At 71.6% G+C, this 19,025-nt stretch carries 12 protein-coding genes; all 12 read left to right on the forward strand.

Features of this window, described 5'->3' with window-relative positions; translation table 11 throughout:
- The first annotated feature begins 22 nt into the window (after positions 1-22).
- The 12 genes from atpD to BIU90_RS18760 all read left to right on the forward strand — a co-directional run bounded on the left by atpD (position 23) and on the right by BIU90_RS18760 (position 18,975).
- Positions 23-1,477, forward strand: coding sequence for a F0F1 ATP synthase subunit beta (gene atpD, locus BIU90_RS13010; protein ID WP_071300632.1), 1,455 nt, complete (start codon positions 23-25; stop codon positions 1,475-1,477).
- 1 nt (position 1,478) lies between these two features.
- Positions 1,479-1,742: a F0F1 ATP synthase subunit epsilon gene (locus BIU90_RS13015; RefSeq protein WP_056124084.1), complete on the forward strand. Its 264-nt coding sequence runs from the start codon at positions 1,479-1,481 to the stop codon at positions 1,740-1,742.
- Between the two features lie 5 nt (positions 1,743-1,747).
- Complete coding sequence (locus BIU90_RS13020) at positions 1,748-2,509, forward strand: YaaA family protein (RefSeq protein WP_071300633.1); 762 nt, start codon at positions 1,748-1,750, stop codon at positions 2,507-2,509.
- Positions 2,510-2,604: 95 nt separating this feature from the next.
- Positions 2,605-3,159, forward strand: a complete 555-nt coding sequence (locus tag BIU90_RS18400; RefSeq protein ID WP_071300634.1) for a DUF4192 family protein — start codon at positions 2,605-2,607, stop codon at positions 3,157-3,159.
- A gap of 55 nt (positions 3,160-3,214) precedes the next feature.
- A complete protein-coding gene (locus BIU90_RS13030; RefSeq protein ID WP_071300635.1) occupies positions 3,215-3,967 on the forward strand; it encodes an FHA domain-containing protein in 753 nt (250 codons plus the stop codon).
- Between the two features lie 3 nt (positions 3,968-3,970).
- Entirely contained in the window at positions 3,971-4,792 is an 822-nt protein-coding gene (locus BIU90_RS13035) for a PP2C family serine/threonine-protein phosphatase (RefSeq protein ID WP_071300636.1), read from the forward strand.
- A gap of 130 nt (positions 4,793-4,922) precedes the next feature.
- Complete coding sequence (locus tag BIU90_RS13040; RefSeq protein WP_071300637.1) at positions 4,923-6,335, forward strand: serine/threonine-protein kinase; 1,413 nt, start codon at positions 4,923-4,925, stop codon at positions 6,333-6,335.
- Positions 6,308-12,124 carry an Ig-like domain-containing protein gene (locus BIU90_RS13045; RefSeq protein WP_071300638.1) on the forward strand — a complete coding sequence of 1,939 codons (5,817 nt, stop codon included), beginning with the start codon at positions 6,308-6,310 and terminating at the stop codon, positions 12,122-12,124. Before BIU90_RS13040 ends, BIU90_RS13045 begins: the two co-directional genes overlap by 28 nt.
- Positions 12,125-12,195: 71 nt before the next feature.
- Positions 12,196-13,167: a MoxR family ATPase gene (locus BIU90_RS13050; protein ID WP_071300639.1), complete on the forward strand. Its 972-nt coding sequence runs from the start codon at positions 12,196-12,198 to the stop codon at positions 13,165-13,167.
- Positions 13,164-14,576 carry a DUF58 domain-containing protein gene (locus BIU90_RS13055; protein ID WP_083403949.1) on the forward strand — a complete coding sequence of 471 codons (1,413 nt, stop codon included), beginning with the start codon at positions 13,164-13,166 and terminating at the stop codon, positions 14,574-14,576. The genes BIU90_RS13050 and BIU90_RS13055 overlap by 4 nt, the downstream gene beginning before the upstream one ends.
- Positions 14,577-14,644: 68 nt before the next feature.
- Complete coding sequence (locus BIU90_RS13060) at positions 14,645-17,056, forward strand: transglutaminase domain-containing protein (protein WP_071300640.1); 2,412 nt, start codon at positions 14,645-14,647, stop codon at positions 17,054-17,056.
- A 68-nt stretch (positions 17,057-17,124) separates the two neighbouring features.
- Positions 17,125-18,975 carry a hypothetical protein gene (locus BIU90_RS18760; RefSeq protein WP_071300641.1) on the forward strand — a complete coding sequence of 617 codons (1,851 nt, stop codon included), beginning with the start codon at positions 17,125-17,127 and terminating at the stop codon, positions 18,973-18,975.
- Positions 18,976-19,025 lie beyond the last annotated feature (50 nt).

The following is a 19,025-nucleotide window of genomic DNA, read 5'->3' on the forward strand; positions in this document are numbered from 1 at the left end:
CACCCTCAGGAAGGCACCAGCCATGACCGACACCGCAACCACCGCGGTCGAGACGTCGTCGGCGCCCGGTGTCGGCCGGATCGCCCGTGTCACGGGCCCCGTCGTCGACATCGAGTTCCCCCACGACGCAATCCCGGAGATGTACAACCTCCTGTTCACGACCATCACCATCGGTGAGTCGTCGCAGGAGATCGGCCTCGAGGTCGCGCAGCACCTCGGCGACGACCTCGTCCGTGCCATCTCCCTGAAGCCGACCGACGGCCTCGTCCGCGGCCAGGAGGTCCGTGACTCGGGCGCTCCGATCTCGGTCCCCGTCGGTGACGTCACCAAGGGCAAGGTCTTCGACGTGCTGGGCAACGTGCTCAACACCGACGAGAAGCTCGAGATCACCGAGCGCTGGCCGATCCACCGCAAGGCCCCGGCCTTCGACCAGCTCGAGTCCAAGACCTCGATGTTCGAGACCGGCATCAAGTCGATCGACCTCCTCACCCCGTACGTGCAGGGTGGCAAGATCGGCCTCTTCGGGGGTGCGGGCGTCGGCAAGACCGTCCTCATCCAGGAGATGATCCAGCGCGTCGCGCAGGACCACGGTGGTGTGTCGGTGTTCGCCGGTGTCGGCGAGCGCACCCGTGAGGGCAACGACCTCATCGGTGAGATGGAAGAAGCCGGGGTGTTCGACAAGACCGCCTTGGTGTTCGGCCAGATGGACGAGCCGCCGGGGACGCGTCTGCGTGTCGCGCTGTCGGCGCTGACGATGGCGGAGTACTTCCGCGACGTCCAGAAGCAGGACGTGCTCCTCTTCATCGACAACATCTTCCGCTTCACGCAGGCCGGTTCCGAGGTCTCGACGCTGCTCGGCCGAATGCCGTCCGCGGTGGGCTACCAGCCGAACCTCGCCGACGAGATGGGTGTGCTCCAGGAGCGCATCACCTCGACGCGTGGTCACTCGATCACCTCGCTGCAGGCGATCTACGTGCCGGCCGACGACTACACCGACCCGGCGCCGGCGACCACGTTCGCGCACCTCGACGCGACGACCGAGCTCTCCCGCGAGATCGCGTCGCAGGGCCTGTACCCGGCCATCGACCCGCTGACCTCCACGTCGCGGATCATGGACCTCCGGTACCTGGGCGCCGACCACTACGAGACGGCCACCCGCGTCAAGCAGATCCTCCAGAAGAACAAGGAACTGCAGGAGATCATCGCCATCCTCGGTGTCGACGAGCTCTCCGAAGAGGACAAGATCACGGTCGAGCGCGCTCGTCGTATCCAGCAGTTCCTCTCGCAGAACACCTACATGGCGAAGAAGTTCACGGGCGTCGAGGGCTCCACGGTGCCGCTCAAGGACACCATCGAGTCCTTCCGCGCCATCGCCGACGGCGAGTTCGACCACGTTGCGACCCAGGCGTTCTTCAACGTCGGTGGCATCAACGACGTGGAAGAGAAGTGGGCACAGATCCAGAAGGAGAACCGCTGACATGGCGGGTCTCACCGTGAGTGTCGTCTCGGCGGACCGCGAGGTCTGGACGGGCGACACCACCATGGTCGTCGCACGCACGACGGAGGGCCAGATCGGCATCCTCGCGGGGCACGAGCCGATGCTCGCGATCCTCGCGCAGGGACAGGTCCGCATCACGCGGGCCGACGGTTCCACCGTCGCGGTCGACGCCGAGGACGGCTTCCTCTCCGTCGAGCACGACACGGTCACGATCGTGGCGCGCCAGGCCGCGCTCGCGTCCTGACCGGACTGACCGTCCTCCTCCCGCCGTCGGAGACGAAGCGGGAGGGCGGGGACACGGGTTCCACCCTCGACCTGGGTGCGCTCTCGTTCCCGGAACTGGTCCCAGAGCGGGCCGCGGTGATCACCGCGGCCCGCTCCGTCAGTTCCGAGGAGTCCACCGCGCGGACGGCGCTGAAGCTGGGCCCGAAGTCGATCGCGGAGCGCCTGCGCAACCTGTCGCTCGAGTCGTCTCCGACGTTGCCGGCCATCGAGCGGTACACCGGCGTGCTCTACGACCCGCTGGACGCCGGGTCCGCCACGGCGACGACGCGCCGGTGGTGGTCCGAGCACGTCGTGGTGCAGTCGGCGATGTTCGGACCGATCGGCGGGGGCGACCCGATCCCGGCGTACCGGCTGTCGCACGACTCGCGTCTCGGCACGGTGCGGCTCGCGTCGCACTGGCCGGCTCCGGCTGCCCGGGCGTTGGCCACACGGACCGACGGCTTGGTCTTGGACCTGCGGTCGGAGGGGTACCGAGCACTCGGTCCGGTGCCGGAGGCCGTGGTGCTGCGCGTCGTGAGCGTCGATGGCAGCGGACGCCGCAAGGCGCTGAACCACTGGAACAAGACCGCGAAGGGTCGGCTGGTCGCGCTGCTCGGGGCGACGGACGCGCAGATCGCGTCCATGGCGGACCTGGTCGCGTGGGCGAACGCGTTCGACGTGGTGCTCGAACGGGTGGACGGCACGTGGGAGCTGGTCGCCGAGAGCCTGGTGGCGCCAGCGGCGTGACGGTCCGTCCTCCACAACGGGGTCGGTTACGTCAGCCGTCCACAGGTCGATGGGACCCGCCCGACTGGAGGCCCGGATCGCGCTTCGATGTCGGTATGAACCCAGGCGCAGTCCAGTCGACCACTGACCCGTACATCCGGCATCCACGCGAGATCGCGGCGGCGGTCACGCTCCCGGCCGCGGCCGTCGCGCTGACGGCTCCAGGGCCGCCGACCGTGTCGTCGGCGGGTGCCGCCGCCATCACCACCGCGTGCGGCGCCCTCGCGACCCGGATCGCGCTCGTCCGGCACCTCGCCGATCCGAACGCGCCGGAACCGCGTCGGATCCGTCCGTACGACCCGATCCACGAAGGTCCGCCGCTCGCACTGCGTGGCTCCGGACCCGCTCCGGATGCCGAGGCTCTGCGGGTCGCGGGGGAGCGGTGCGCCGCGACCTGGCGCGCCTGGCGTGCCCAGGGTGCTCCGGACGACGAACGGATCGGCGTCGCCGGTGCCCTCGCACTCGGGGCGTGGTGTGCCTGGGCGCTCGGTTCGGGCCCTCGTGCCGAGGTCCGTGCTCAGCATGCGCTCGAGACCGATCCGCACGACCCGATGGCAGCGCTCGTGCTGCGGTCGGTGCTCGCAGACAGCGCTCCGGCGTGGCACGGGTGATCGGGGTGCACGGGATCGTCTACGCTCGTCGGGACTCGGCAGGAAGGGGCACCGCGTGCACGAGGACGACGACCGCACCGACCGCGCTGCCGCGACCGACGACACGGTCCTGCGTGCACGGTCGCGCCGCTCGGCGGGGCAGGCAGGAGTCGACCCCCAGCCGGACCCCGGCGTCGAGCTCGATCTCGACGCTGACCTCGACGACACGGTGGTGCGGGCTGCGGTGCCGCGGAACGCCGACCCGTTCGGGGACACGGTCGTGCGTCTGGGCGTCGCAGCCCCCACGCCCACCGCGCACCGGCCGGCTGCCGTCCCCGAGCAACCGCCCGGCCTGCCGAGCGGTCTTCCGCCTGTGCCGCAGCAGCCCCGTGAGCGGGTGCCCTCGATCCGCATCGGTGACCGCGTGCTCCGGCTCGACCGCCCCGTCGTGATCGGCCGCCGACCGGCACTGCCCCGGATCGTCCGCGGTCCCGAACCGCAGCTGCTGACGGTGCCGTCGCCGCTCGGCCAGGTCTCGTCCTCACACCTGCTCGTGCACGCCGAGGGTGAAGCCGCCGTCGTCGACGACCTCCGCTCCACCAACGGCACCGTCGTCCGGCCCGCGGGGGCGCCGCCCTACCGGATGCCCGCGGGTGCGTCGATCGTGGCGCTGACGGGTACGGTGGTCGAGATCGGGGACGGCGTCGCCATCGAGGTCCTGTCGCCGCACCTCAGGGTGGCACCACCCGCGGACGGCTTCCCATCGCCCCTCGCACCACCCACGACGCAGTTGACCGGCACGCCCCGAACCCCCAGAGAGCGATCCTGACCCGTGACCGAACTCGGCCGAGCCGCCGCAGCCCACGCCATCGACGTCCCCGGAGCGGGCGGCGCCACGCTCACCCTCTCCTGGGGTGCCGCGACCGACATCGGTCGTCGTCGTGACCACAACGAGGACAGCTACATCGTCGAGGCACCGTTCTTCGTCGTCGCCGACGGCATGGGCGGACACCTCGCCGGAGACCGCGCGAGCGACGCCGTCGTCCGTCGACTCGGCGACGCAGTGGACGGCCCGTTCGGCTCGCGGGCGTCCATCCAGCACGCGCTGCTGCTGGCCACCGCCGACATCGAACGCGCTGCCGGCGGCAACGCGATCGGTGCCGGGACGACCGTCACCGGGCTGGCGCTGGTCGCGGCCGAGGGGCAACCCGCGGCACTGGTCTTCAACGTCGGCGACTCCCGGACCTACCGCGTCGAGAACGGCACCCTCAGCCGCATCACCGTCGACCACTCGGTCGTGCAGGAGATGGTCGATGCCGGTGTCCTCCGTGCCGAGGACGCCGAAGCGCACCCCGACAGCAACGTCATCACCCGTGCAGTGGGCTTCGGTGAACCGCCGGAGCCGGACTGGTGGACGCTGCCGCTGCGCACGGGCGATCGCTACATCATCTGCTCCGACGGACTCACCAAGGAGATCGGCGACGTCGGCATCAGCCGCATCGCGGCCAAGGTGCAGGACCCGCAGGAGCTCGCCGAGCGGCTGGTGGGCGATGCGCTCGTCGCCGGCGGTCGGGACAACGTGACCGTCGTCGTCCTGCAGGTCGAAGGGGCACCTGCCGACGCCGACCTCGAGGACACACTGCCTCGTCACTGACACGGCCCCCGAACTGGGGGACCACGGGGCTGTCCGTGCACCGGTGCGGAAGGCCCCGCCGGAGGACGGCTCCGTACACTGGAAGGCCGCGACGATCGACTGGCCCTGCCGGCCGGGGAGGAAGGGCACCATGGCGCGACGCCTGCCGTCCACGCCTCCGGTCATCGCGGGGTTCACGCCCGTGCACGTGCTCGGTTCGGGCGGCTTCGCCGACGTGTTCCTCTACGAGCAGGACATGCCGCGCCGACAGGTCGCCGTCAAGGTGCTCCTCGACGAGGTGGTGGACGACCGCGTCCGCCAGATGTTCCAGGCCGAGGCGAACCTCATGGCGCGGCTCAGCACCCACCCCTCGATCCTGACCGTGCTGCAGGCGAGCGTCGCCTCCGACGGCCGGCCTTACCTGGTGATGGAGCTCTGCTCGTCCTCGCTCAGCGAGCGCTACCGCCGCTCCCCGGTCCCGGTGTCCGAGGTCCTGACGATCGGGATCCGCATCGGCGCGGCCCTCGAGACCGCGCACCGCGAAGGTGTCCTGCACCGCGACATCAAGCCCTCGAACATCCTGCTGACGGCGTACGGCAACCCCGTGCTGTCGGACTTCGGGATCGCGGCGACCATCGGCGAAGCCGACCCGGACGAGCCGATCGGCATGTCGATCCCGTGGTCCGCGCCGGAGGTCCTGATCGACGACTCCCGCGGAACGATCCAGTCCGAGGTCTACTCGCTCGCCGCCACGGTCTTCTCCCTGGTGGCCGGCCGGAGCCCCTTCGAGGTCCTCGGTGGCAAGAACGGCGCGTCGGACCTGATGGCCCGCATCGACAAGGGCGGGGTCAAGCCCACCGGCCGCACCGACGTGCCACCGTCCCTCGAGCGCCTGCTCGCGACCGCGATGTCGCGGAGGGTCCAGCAGCGGCCGACCACCGTGATGGAGCTCGTGCGCGGGTTCCAGCAGGTGCAGGCCGAACTCGGTCTCCCGCAGACGCCGGCGGACGTCGCGGTCGAGGCCTGGGCCGTCGCGATGCCGACGCCCGAGGGCGACCGGACGATGGTGCGCGACCTCCAGCCGCCGTCGCGCGTCGGTCGGCGTCGGCGCACCCGGCGCCCGGTGCAGGGCGGAGTCGCTGCGACGGGGTCCCGCAGCGTGGGCACCGTGCACCGAACCGGGTCGATGACCGTCGCACGCCGACGCTCGCGTCGGACGGTCGCCTGGGTCTCCACCGCGGCAGCCGTCGTCGTCGCGGCCCTCGCGGTGACCACCGTCCTCGCCGTCACCCGGGCCGGCACGGGCGCGATCCCGACCGTGTCCGACGTCCGTGCGACGACCTCCGGCGAGTCCGTGACCTTCCGCTGGTCGGACCCCGGGCTCCAGGCCGGGGACACCTACGTCATCTCGTCGGGCGGTGCCTCCAGCCAGCAGTCCGGAACCTCGTTCGTGGTGACCGGGTCGAAGGGCGACGAGGAGTGCGTCTCCGTCGCGGTGAACCGTGACGGCAAGACCGGGGTCGCCAGCGCCGAGCGGTGCGCGACGATCGGCAGCGGCTCGTGATCCGTCGGTTCATCGCGCAGCACCGGTCCGCCGCGGTCACGGTCGGCGCCTCGGTGCTGGTCACGGCGCTGGTGGCCGGCGCTGCCCTCGCCTCCAGCGGCTACCACACGCAGCGCGTCGACCTGGGCGACGGCACGGTCTGGGTGCCCTCGGCGCAGTACGGCGCCGTCGGCCGGGCGAACACCGCGGTGCTGCAGCTCAACACCGCGGTCGAGGCATCCTCCGACGCACTGTCGGTGGTGCAGCGCGGGGCGACGGTCTACTCCGTCGACGCGACCAAGGGCACCGTCGCCAAGGTCGACGTGGCCGACGCCACGGTCGGTGACGCCGTCAGTCTGCCCTCCGGGTCGCCGCAGGTGTTCCTCGCCGGTGACACCGCCGTCATCGGCAACCAGGAGACCGGCGAGCTCTGGTCGACCCCGGCCGGGCGGCTCGACGAGTTCGACGCCTCGACCAAGGCCGACCTGACGCTCGGGGCCGACGCCGTCTTCGACGCGTCCGATGACCACGTGGCGGTTTACTCGCCGCGCACGGCCACTGCGTCGCTCGTCCAGCTCGGCGCCACGATGTCGGTCACCGAGAAGTGGTCGGTCAGGATGGACCGTGCCGACGACTTCCAGGTGGCGGCCGTGGGTTCGCACGTCGCCGTCCTCGACCGCACCGACGGCCGACTCGCCGTCGACGGGACGACGGTCGACCTCGGCAGCCGCGTTGGTGCCGACCCCGCGCTGCAGCACTCGTCGGTCGACGGGGACGCGGTCGTGGTGGCGGGGGCTGCCGGCATGGTCCGGGTGACCCCCTCGGGGTCGGCGACCGCGACGCCCCTCCAGGTCTCCGGACGCGCCGCCCGTCCCTACGTCGACGGCTCCTGCACGTACGGGGCGTGGAGCGGAGGCCAGGCCGTCGACACGTGCGACGGTCGTGCACTCCAGCAGTTGGACAGCATGCCGGGCGGTGCCGCCCTGGCGATCGTGCACAACGGCGACACGGTCGTGGCCAACGACCCGGCCACCGGACGGTCCTGGGCGATCGACCGCAGCGGCCAGCTCATCGACAACTGGTCGGACCTGATCAAGCGGGACGACGACCAGCAGCAGGAGCAGGTGTCCGACGACGACCCCCAGGTCGAGAAGGACCAGAAGCCGCCGGTGGCGGTCGACGACGACCTGGGCGCGCGTCCCGGACGCACCACGAGCCTCCCGGTCCTGCTCAACGACTACGACCCCAACGGCGACCCGATCGTGATCAGCGAGGTCGGGTCGGTCGACCGGGCCGAAGGCTCGGTCGCGATCGTCGACGACGGCCAGCGCCTGCAGATCACGCTCAGCGCCGCCGCGAGCGGCACCGTGACCTTCCCGTACACGATCACCGACGGCAACGGCGGTTCCGCGACCGCCGAGGTCCGCGTGTCGGTCCGACCCGAGTCCGAGAACAGCGCACCACGGCAGGTCCGCGACACCAGCGCCGACGTCGTGCGCAACGGCCACGTCTCCAGCGACGTGCTGGGCGACTGGGTGGACCCCGACGGCGACCCGGTCTACCTGAAGTCCGCGTCCGCATCCGACGGTGACCAGGTCTCGACGACGCCCGACGGACTGCTCGACTTCCGGAACACCAGCGGCCGGACCGGCGACCGCAGCGTCCAACTCGTCGTGAGCGACGGACGCGCTGACGGCCGCGGGTCGGTGACGGTGCACGTCGCCGCCCAGGGGAGCGTCCCGCTGCGCGCCGACGCGTTCCCCGTGCAGGGCTACGCCGGCAAGTCCTTCTCGGTCACACCGCTCGAGCACGTCCGTGGCGGGAACGGTGCCGTGACCCTCACCAGTGTGTCCTCGACCAGCGGGGTCACCATCACGCCGAGCTACGACGCCGGCACGTTCCGGGTCGACAGCTCGGCAGTGGGGGACCACCAGGTCGAGTACACGGTCACCGACGGCACCAAGACCGCGAGCGGGGTGGTCCGCATCACGGTCCTCGCGCCGCCGGACGCCTCCACCGCGCCGATCACGACGCCGAAGACCGTCTTCGTCACGACCCTGTCGACGAAGGACACCGACGTCACCGCGACCGACATCGACCCCGCAGGCGGCGTCCTGCTCGTCACCGCGCTGGACGGACCGGCCCGCGGCGCCGGCGTGCAGGCGAGCATCCTCGACCAGCACACGGTCCGGACGACCCTGACGGCACCCCTCGACGGGCCGGTGACCTTCACGTACACCGAGTCGAACGGGCTCGCGTCCTCGACCGGCACGGTCACGGTGGTCGAGATCCCGAAGCCGGAACGCATCCAACCGCCCGTCGCCCAACCGGACAGCGCCACCGTGCGCGTCGGCGACGTCGCGGACATCGACGTCCTGGCCAACGACACCCAGCCCGAAGGCGAACCGCTGACGCTCGCGCCCGACCTCGTGCAGAACGTCCCCGGCGACGGCGGGCTGCTGTTCGTCTCGGGCGACCACCTGCGGTACCTCGCTCCGAAGACCCCGGGCAACTACACCGCGGTCTACCGGGTCGCCGGGCCGGACGGACAGACCTCCGACGCTGCCGTCTCCATCTCGGTGCGCGAGAAGGACTCCGCCACGAACAACCCGCCCGTCCCGCAGACGGTCACCGCACGCGTGGTCGCCGGGCAGGCGGTCCGCATCTCGGTGCCGCTCAACGGCATCGACCCCGACGGCGACTCGGTCCAGCTGGTGGGCGTCGCGTCGAACCCGGACAAGGGCTCGGTCAGCGACGTCGGCACGGACTCCCTCACGTACGAGGCGGGCGACTACTCCGCCGGCACCGACGAGTTCACCTACACCGTCGTCGACGCCCTCGGGGCCCGGGCGACGGGCACCATCCGGGTCGGGATCGCCCCGCGCGCCGAGCAGGCGTCCAACCCCGTCGCCGAGGCCGACCACGTCACGATCCGGCCCGGGGGATCCGTGACCGTGCGGGTGCTGCAGAACGACTCCGACCCCGAGGGTGGCCAGCTCCGGGTGTCCAAGGCCGAGCCGACGGCAGCGGGTGTGCGCGCGAAGGTGCTGCGAGGCCAGGAGATCCGGGTCACCCCGCCGGCGTCCGCGACCAGTGGCGACTTCGCCGTGCTCTACACCGCAGCGAACGAGAACGGGGGCGCCAGCACGGCGTTCCTCACCGTCACGGTCGACAAGGACGCGCAGCCGCTCCGACCAGAAGTGGACGACACGGTGCTCGACCTGCAGGACATCCTGCACCGGCAGAACGTGACCGTCGACGTGCTGAAGAACGTGTTCTTCGCCGAGGGGTCCACCTCCGACCTGACCGTCGGCGTGGTCGACGGCTACGGGGGCGACGCCCGACCGACCGCCGACGGACGCGTCCTCGTCACGCTGACGAACGACTCCCAGGTGATCCCGTTCTCCGTTGCACGCAAGGACCGCCCCGACGTCGTGTCGTACGGCTTCATCCACGTCCCCGGGTTCGACGACGCGCTGCCGCAGATCGACCGCTCCGTCGGCGCCATCACGGTCAAGAGCGAGGCGACCGTCCGCATCCCGCTCGCCAAGTACGTGGTCACGGCCAACGGGCAGACCGCGAAGATCACCGACCCGGGAACCGTCAAGGCGACCCACGCCAACGGCGACGACCTGACCGTCGACCAGTCGACGCTGCAGTTCACCTCGGCGAAGCTGTACTACGGCAACGCCTCGATCTCGTTCGAGGTCACCGATGGGTCGGACGCGAACGGCGGCAAGGGCCGCGTGGCGACCCTCGTCCTGCCGATCAAGGTCGAGCCGCGGTCGAACCAGCCACCCGCGTTCACCGGGTCGTCCGTCGAGATGCAGCCGGGTGAGTCGCGGACCATCGACCTGTCCCGACTGACCGACTACCCGTACCCGCAGGACCTGCCGGAGCTCAAGTACTCCGTCGTCAGCCAGCCGGCCGCCGGGACGACCGCGACGGTCTCCGGGCAGCGCCTGACCATCGCCGTGGCCGACACCGCGACCAAGAACACCACCGCGTCGATCGGCATCGGTGTCTCCGACGCGACGAACGCCGGACGCTCCGGCTCCGTGACGGTCGGCATCGTCGCCTCGAACCGGCCACTCGTCCAACCCGGTGCCGACAGCGCGGTCGCGAAACGCGGGCAGTCGACCACGATCGACGTGCTCGCGAACGACCAGCCCACGAACCCGTTCCCCGCCGAGCCCCTGCGCGTCGTCGCGATCCGCGGGCTCGCCGGTGGTCTGCCGTCCGGCGTCACGATCACGCCCAGTGCGGACAAGTCCCGCCTGCAGGTGTCGGTCGCTGCCGGTGCGAAGCCGGTCAACACGAACCTGCAGTACCAGGTTGCCGACGCCACGAACGACCCGGACCGGTACGTCTGGGGCGACGTCACCATCTCGGTGCAGGACGTCCCCGACGCGCCGGGCGCCCCGACCAGGACAGGCTCGTACGACGGCGGCCAGGTCACGCTGACGTGGTCGACGCCGCAGGCCAACAACTCGCCGATCACCGACTACCTGGTCACCGGGAGCAACGGGGTCGCGAAGGACTGCGGTCTCGCCACTGTCTGCACGATCGCTGGCCTCGACCCCAAGGCCTCCTACCGGTTCGCCGTGGTCGCCGTGAACGCCGTCGGACAGTCGGCCGCGTCGCAGCAGTCCGCGCCGATGAGCGCCGACTTCGTCCCCGCGGCGCCGCAGGGCATCAGCGTGGTGGCGGACAAGTCGACGCCGAACCAGCTCGACGTCACCTGGAACGCCGTCGGAACGCCGAACAACGGAACGCCCGTCGATGACTACGTCGTCACCATCCAGGGGCCAGGCCTCTCCACCACCCGGAACACCGGGGTCTCGACCAGCACGTCGTTCCAGGGCGCGCAGAGTGGTCTGCCCTACACCGTGGCGGTCTCGGCGCGGAACGGTGCCGATCGCGACAACACGGTCGTCCAGTGGAACTCAGCGCAGGCGACGGGTACTGCTGTGGGAGCGCCAGCCAAGCCGGTCATCACCGCAGACGGAACGCCCGACGGCGGCCAGACCTCAGTGACGCTCAACGCGGCAGAGTCCGACTGGGGAGGAGCGGGAACTTCCATGCGCATCGCGAAGTACCGCGCGGGAACGCCGATCCCCCCAGGATGCTCGACGTCCGGTTCGGAGTTCGTCTGGGACGCCGCCACGGCGAAGGACTCGATCGCTAGTGACTACGTCTACGTCGCCCTTGCAGACAACGGGTTCTTCTGCACGGCATCGGACGCCGCCGGTGTGCAAGGCTTCTCGACTCCGCCTGCGCCCACGGCGACAGTGACTGTCGCCCAGAACGGCATCCTCAGCCCGGATTGGGACCTCGGGCTCACTGCCTCCGCTTCTGGCAAGTACACCTACTACTCGATCAACGGGAACACGCCTGTGCCGTTCCAGGGCTCGGCGGACCTCGGTGCCGGGGTCGGCTACGGCAGTTCGACGGTCGTCGTCGTGAGCACGTGTGCGCTCCCCGACATGTACTGCTCCGAGACGACTGCGAAGGCCGCGACGGCGTTCACGACACGCGCCACGATCACCACCGCGACCGTCGGACAAGCGCTCGTCATCGACGACAGCAACAACGGATACGGGTCGCCCGCGCAGCAGATCGCGTTCTGCAAGCCCGGTCTGGTCTTCGACGACTGCGACAAGACCGATCCGAGCGGGAACGCGTGGGCCGCCAACGCGAACGTTCCTGCCGGGTACGCGACGGTCCAGGTGAAGCAGACCGTCAACGGAAAGACGGATCCCAGCTACGCCGAGCGAAGCATCACTGGAAACGACACAGCAGGCGGCTGACGCTCCAGCCGCTCGACCCAGCGAGAATGACAGCGGCGAACCGCCGTGAACGAACGAGGAGAACTCCCCGCATGAGCATGTCCCCCGAGCAGGCCACCTGGTTCGCCGACGTCGCCGGCCGCATCGTGACCAACGTCGAGCAGGTGCTCCTCGGGAAGACCTTCGTCATCCGGCTCGCCGTGACCGCGATGCTGAGCGAGGGCCACCTGCTGCTCGAGGACGTCCCCGGCACCGGCAAGACCAGCATGGCCCGCGCACTCGCGCAGAGCGTGCAAGGCTCCACGAACCGGATCCAGTTCACGCCCGACCTGCTGCCCGGCGACATCACGGGCATCAGCGTCTACGACCAGCGCAACCAGGAGTTCGAGTTCCACCGCGGCCCGGTCTTCGCGAACATCGTGCTCGCGGACGAGATCAACCGCGCCAGCCCGAAGACGCAGTCCGCCCTGCTCGAGGCGATGGAGGAAGCAGCGATCACCGTCGACGGCGTCAACCACCGACTGGCCGCCCCCTTCATGGTCATCGCCACCCAGAACCCCGTCGAGCAGGCTGGCACCTACCGGCTGCCCGAGGCACAGCTGGACCGCTTCCTCATGAAGACCTCGATCGGCTACCCGGACCACGCCGCGACGGTGAAGATCCTCGAGACCTCGTCGGCGCCCGCATCCTCGGTCCCGCTCGCGAGTGTCGTCCCCGCCGCGACCATCACCGAGATGGCGGCCCTCGCCCGCACGGTGCACGTCGACGCCACGATCGCGGACTACGTCGCGCGACTCGTGGACGCGACCCGCGCGGCGAACGAGGTCCGACTGGGCGTGAGCGTCCGCGGCGCGATGGGCCTGATGCGCGCGAGTCGGGTGTTCGCCGCGCTGAGCGGTCGACACTACGTCACGCCCGACGACGTCAAGGCACTGGCCGAACCGGTCCTGGCGCACCGCATGGTCCTCGACGCCGAGGCGGAGTTCGACGGCGTGAGCACGTCGAGTGTCGTCTCCCAGCTGCTCGTCGAGACCCCGCCCCCGGCCGACCGGGTCACGTCGTGACGGACCGGCGACCGGTCTCCACGCGCTCGCGCCGTCCCTCGTCGACGCGGTCGCGTCGTCCGGGCACGGCCTACGAGCGCACGGGGACGGTCGCCGGGCTGACCAACGTCCGGACCCGCCTGGTCGGGGAACGACAGGGGGTGGCGGCCGAAGCGGTCGTCGGTGCGGTCCGTCTGTGGCGCACGGCCTGGAGGAGCGTGGCGCGTTCCTGGGACGCGGTCTCGTCCGTGGTCACCGGCCTGGGATGGACGGTGGCGGTCCTGACGGTCGTCGCGGTGGTCGTCGGCTACCGGTTCGGCCTGCGCGAGGTCGTGGTCGTCGGCTTCGCCGGCATCCTGCTCGTCGTGGTCGCAGCGATCGCCCTGATCGGGCACTCGCGCCTGGTCATCCGGATGAGTCCGCCGGCTCGGCGCGTGGCGGTGGGGGACGCTGCCGGTGTGACGGTCACGGCCGAGAACCCCTCCCGGCTGCCGTCGGTACCGGTCACGGTGGAGGTCCCTGTCGGGTCCGGCCTGGTGGACGTCGCGATCCCGACCATCGCGCCGCGCACGACGTTCGAACGAGCGGTGCCGGTCCCCACGGTGCGACGCGGTGTCCTGGACGTCGGACCCGTCACCGGCGTCCGCGCTGACCCGGTCGGGTTGGTGCGCCGCGAGATCGTCTGGACCGCGCGCGAACAGGTCATCGTGCACCCGCGCACGGTGGCGATCCCGTCGACCAGCACGGGTCTGGTCCGGGACCTCGAGGGGCAGGCGACGACGGACCTGTCGCCGGCCGACATCTCGTTCCACGCGATCCGCGAGTACATGCCCGGGGACGACCCGCGCACGGTGCACTGGAAGTCGACGGCGAAGACCGGCGCGCTCATGGTGCGGCAGTTCGAGGACACGCGGCGGTCGCACCTCGTCGTCGCGCTCGGGTTGGCGCGGAGCGAGTTCGCCGACGACGAGGAGTTCGAGCTCGCGGTGAGTGCCGCCGCCTCCCTCGGCACGCGGGCGATCCGCGACGGCCGGGAGGTCACGGTCGTCGTGTCCCAGCGGACGCCCGAGTTCGCGCGGCGGCCGGTGTACGCGGTGCACCGCCTGCCCACGGTCACCCCGACCCGACTGCTCGACGAGTTCGCCTCGGTCGCGCTGGCGGACGCCTGCCTGCCCGTCGCGGAGGTCGCGCGCATCGTCGGCTCCGACACGGCCGGCATCTCGGTGGCCTTCCTCGTGGTCGGGTCCGCCGTCGAACTGCCGGCACTGCGTCTGGCAGCGACCCGCTTCCCGATCGGGGTCGAGGTCGTCGCGGTGGTCTGCGAGCCCGAGTCCGTCCCGCGCTTCGTCCGGATCCCTGGCCTGACGGTCATGACCATCGGCTACCTGGACGACCTCCGTCTCGCCCTGCACCGATCGGCGGCCGTGTGAGCGCCCCGCCCCTCGCTCCGTCACGTCCGCGTCGAGACACGCGTCGGCAGGCCCGTCGGGACGCACGGGTGTCGCCAACCCGACTGGCGGGTGGCACGCTCGTCGTCTGGCTGCTGCTCGCCGTCGCGAGCGTCGCCTGGTGGCCGGTCTACCGCGACCAGGGGATGGTCGTCGCCGGGGTGACCGCTGTCGTCGCCGGGTCGCTGGTCGCCCTGCTCGGTGCGGTGTTCCGGTCGTCGACCGCGGTCGTGGCCGTCGCGACGATCGCGGCCTTCGTCGTGACCGGCGTACCGGCCGCCGTGCCGGACGAGGCGGCTGGGCTGCTGCCCACCGGGCCGGGTCTGCTCGACCTGTTCTCCGGCGTCGCGCTGGGGTGGAAGCGGCTCGTCACCATCAGCCTGCCGGTCGGGACCTACGAGGCGTTGCTGGTGCCGTTCTTCGTGACCCTGCTCGTCGCCACGGTGACCGGCGTGAGCTGCGCGACCCGGGCCTCCCGGCAGGAACTCGCGAGCATCCCGGCGCTGGTGCTGCTCGCGGTCGGTGTCGTGGTCGGTCCCACGCGTCTCGACACGTCGATCGCCCTGGCGGTCGCGCTGACGGGGGTCGCGCTCGTGTGGGCGCTCACCGTGCGGCACGCGCGGCGGGCCAGTGCCGTCGCGCGGACGATCGGCGCTCCGGTCGCGGTGCGGAGGTCAGTGGTCCGTCCGGCGTTGGTCGGGAGCGCGACCATCCTGGCGGCAGCGGTCGTCGCGACCGGCCTCGGGCTCGTCGCGCCGCCCACGACCGCGCGGACCGTCGCGCGGACGGACGTCGTCAAGCCCTTCGACCCGCGCGACTACGTCAGCCCGCTCAGCGGCTTCCGCGCGTACGAGGAGTCCTCCGAGGCGGACACGACCCAGCTGCGGGTCTCCGGACTGCCACGCAACGGCTTCGTCCGGATCGCGACCCTCGACACCTACGACGGCGTGACCTACCGCGTGGGCGGGACCGACGGCGCCTCGCCGTCCGGCACGTTCGAGCGGGTGCCGACCGCCGTCGACGTGCGCGGTGTCCGGGGGAGCACGGTCGACGTCGGGGTCACGGTGGACGGGTACAGCGGGGTCTGGCTGCCCACGGTCGGTGACCTCGAACAGATCGACTTCCGCGGCAGCGGTGCGGACCGCGCGCGCAGTTCCTTCTTCTACAACGCGTCGACCGCGACGGGCGCCGTCGTCGGCGGTGTGCCGGCGGGCACCCGGTACGACCTCCGTGCCGTCGTGCCCGACCAGCCGTCCGAGGACCAACTCGCAAGCGCTCGGCCCGGAGACGCCACCGTGCCGTCGCCGACGAACGTGCCGGACGCCGTGCGCGACACCGTGGAGTCGACCGCCGGAACGGCCGACTCGGACGGAGCGAAGCTCGTCGCGGTGATCCAGGCGCTCAAGAGCAGGGGGTACGTCAGCCACGGCGTCGGCGACGACCGTGCGAGTCGGTCGGGGCACGGCGCGGACCGGATCCAGGAGCTGCTGACGTCGCCGTTGATGATCGGTGACCAGGAGCAGTACGCGGTCGCGGCAGCCCTGATGTCCGAGGAGATCGGGTTCCCGACGCGGGTCGTGATGGGCTTCGCTGCCGGTGGTGACGCGGGCTCCAGTGCGGGAGCGACGGGGACGGCGCGCACGACGACGTTCCGTGGGTCGGACGTGACGGCGCGCATCGAGGTCGACACCGCGCAGTGGGGCTGGGTCACGATCAACCCGAACCCCGCTGTCCGGCAGATCCCGGACGAGCAGCGCCAGACGCCGAAGCCGGTCACACGCCCCGAGACCGTCGTGCCGCCGCCACCGGTCGAGCAGCAGGACCAGGACCAGCAGGCGCCGCCGCAGAGCGACCGGAACACGCCGGACCAGCCGCCGCTCTGGCTGCAGATCCTGCTCGCGGCGCTGCCGTGGGTGCTCGGGACCCTCGGGTTCATCGCCCTCGTCCTGCTGCCGTTCATCGTCATCGTGGCGATCAAGCGGGTGCGCCGGCGTCGGCGCCGACGGGCCGCGACCGCTCGGGGTCGGATCATCGGCGCCTGGGACGAGTACAGGGACGCCCTGCTCGACCGCGGCCAGGACATCCCTGTTGCTGCGACCCGGCGCGAGGTGGCGGTCACGGCACCCGGCGACGGCGGGGCCGGACTCGCGGCACTGGCGGACCGCGCCGTGTTCGGGCCGAGCGATGCCGACGAGCGCGCCGCCGACCGGATGTGGGACGCCACGGACAGTGCGATCGGGCACCTGCGGTCCGGACGGACCCGTCGTGAACGGCTGCGCACCCTGGTCTCCACGCGGTCGCTCCGCACGATCCGGGTGCCGAACGCGGCCGAGCGGCTCCGGGGCCTGGTTCCGCGCCCCGCGGACGTGGCGCGCGCCGGACACGGAGCGGACGGTGGCTACGATGTCCGGAGGCCCGCCGAGCGACACCTCGGGCCGGATGAGGACAGAGGCAACCTGTGATCAGATGCGAACACTGCGGATCGGTGCTGCCAGACGGAGCGATCTTCTGTGGTGAGTGCGGTCGGGCCGTGAACACCTCCGCGAACCGCCGCCCTGCCGCTGCGGAGCCCACCGACCGTGCCACCCCGCCGCCGCTGCAGCAGCCTGACCAGCACGGGCATCGTCGCGATCCTGCAGCCGATGCCTGGCTGCCTGAGTCGACGCTCGACCCCGCGACGCGCGCCTGGCTCACTGGCGAGGACCGCCGCCGTTCGGGTGAGGTCGCCCCCGTCCCGGTGCAGACCCCGGACTCGTTCGCACCCCGGTCCGCGCCCACGCACGTGCACGGTGCCGGCAGCGGGCTGGACGGGTGGGCCGGTGCGCCCGGAGCCCGACGACCCGAGCAGGACCCGGCGTCGCAGCGATCGGTCCCTGCGGAGCCGAGCCTCGACCCCGACGCGCAGCCGGCACAGACAGTCGCACCCGAGGACGACCCCGAGGTCACGCGGCTCGCGCCCCGGTCGAGCGGTGCTCCCGCTCCCACGCCCGCGCCCCCGGTGGCCCCGGTGGACCCGGTGGCCCCGGTGGCCCCGGTGGACCAGGCTGCACCGGCGGCGCCGTTCTGGGCCGCCGCACCGGAGGCCCCGACTCCCGCTCCGAGTGCGCCGTCCTGGTGGATCGGTCGCGCCGGCGACGACACCGCGGGCTCGCCGGAGCGCGAGACGGCGTCCGGAGTCCCTGCGCCGACGGACGGGTCCACTGAGCCGACGACCGATGCGCCGACCGATGACCGTTCTCCGGTCGCTGACGGGTCTGCCGTGGACACTGCACCGGGCGAGGTGACGGCAGCTGCGACCTCGGTGGGACAGACGGACGCCCGCGTGGCCTCTGAGCCTCCGGAACCCGAGGCGCCGCGGGCGGGTGACACCGCGGTGGTCGAACCGCTCGTCGACCGTCGGCCCCCTCGTCCGGCGCCGCTCGTGCAGCCCGGGACACACCCGACGACGTGCCACGTCTGCGGTCACCAGCTCGAACCCGACGACATCTTCTGCAACGAGTGCGGCGCCGTGCGACCTGCCGTCACGGCCGCGTTCACCGGGCCCGTCGTGCCGCTGCCGGTCGCACGGCCTGACTGGGCCGCGCAGACGACGTCCGCCGACGAACCGGACGACGTCGTCGAGCCGGACAACGACGACCTCGTCGAGCCGAATGACGTGGAGCCGGAAGACGTGGTCGAGCCGGACGACGTGGTCGAGTCTGACGGCCTCGTGGAGTCTGACGACGAGTCGGGCGCTCCTGATCCGTCCGGGTCCGAGACGCCTTCTGAAGAACTGGGCGATGCGGACGCGGGGCATCGAGCGCCGACCGCGTGGGAACTGGACGACGTTGCGCCGGAGCAACCAGCTGCCCCGACCGCTGCCCCGCTGCCGCCGATCCCGGACATGCCCGGACCCGCGTTGCCCCTGCCGACCGTCGCATCGGTGCCGTCGAGCGGTGACGCCGACGAAACAGCCCAGCTCGACGAAGGCGCAGGCGCAGGCGCAGACGTCGACGCATCCGGCGACGATGACGAGGACGTCGACCAGACGCGCATCGTCTCGAGGACACCGACGCGTGCGCCTTTCCTGCTGCACTGCAGCACCGGGGAACGGCTGGGCGTCCACGGCACCGGGCTGCTGGGCAGGTTGCCGCGGCCGCAGCCGGGCGAACGGTTCGACGACCTGCTGACGATCCACGACCCGGGCAAGTCGGTGTCGAAGACCCACCTGGAGATCGGACGCGACGGCGACGACCTCTGGGTGTCCGATCGCTTCTCCGGCAACGGATCGGTCATCCGCCACATCGACGGCTCGATCCGTCGGTGTGAGCCGGGCCGCCGCTACCGGGTCGAACGCGGCGCCCGGGTCGACATCGGCGAGCAGTTCTTCCTCGTGCAGTAGCTGTTCCTCCACAGGCCACTCGGCGCCCGCGGTCCTGCACCGTGGGCGCC

The sequence above is a fragment of the Curtobacterium sp. MCBA15_001 genome (assembly GCF_001864835.1).
Taxonomy (GTDB): Bacteria; Actinomycetota; Actinomycetes; order Actinomycetales; family Microbacteriaceae; genus Curtobacterium.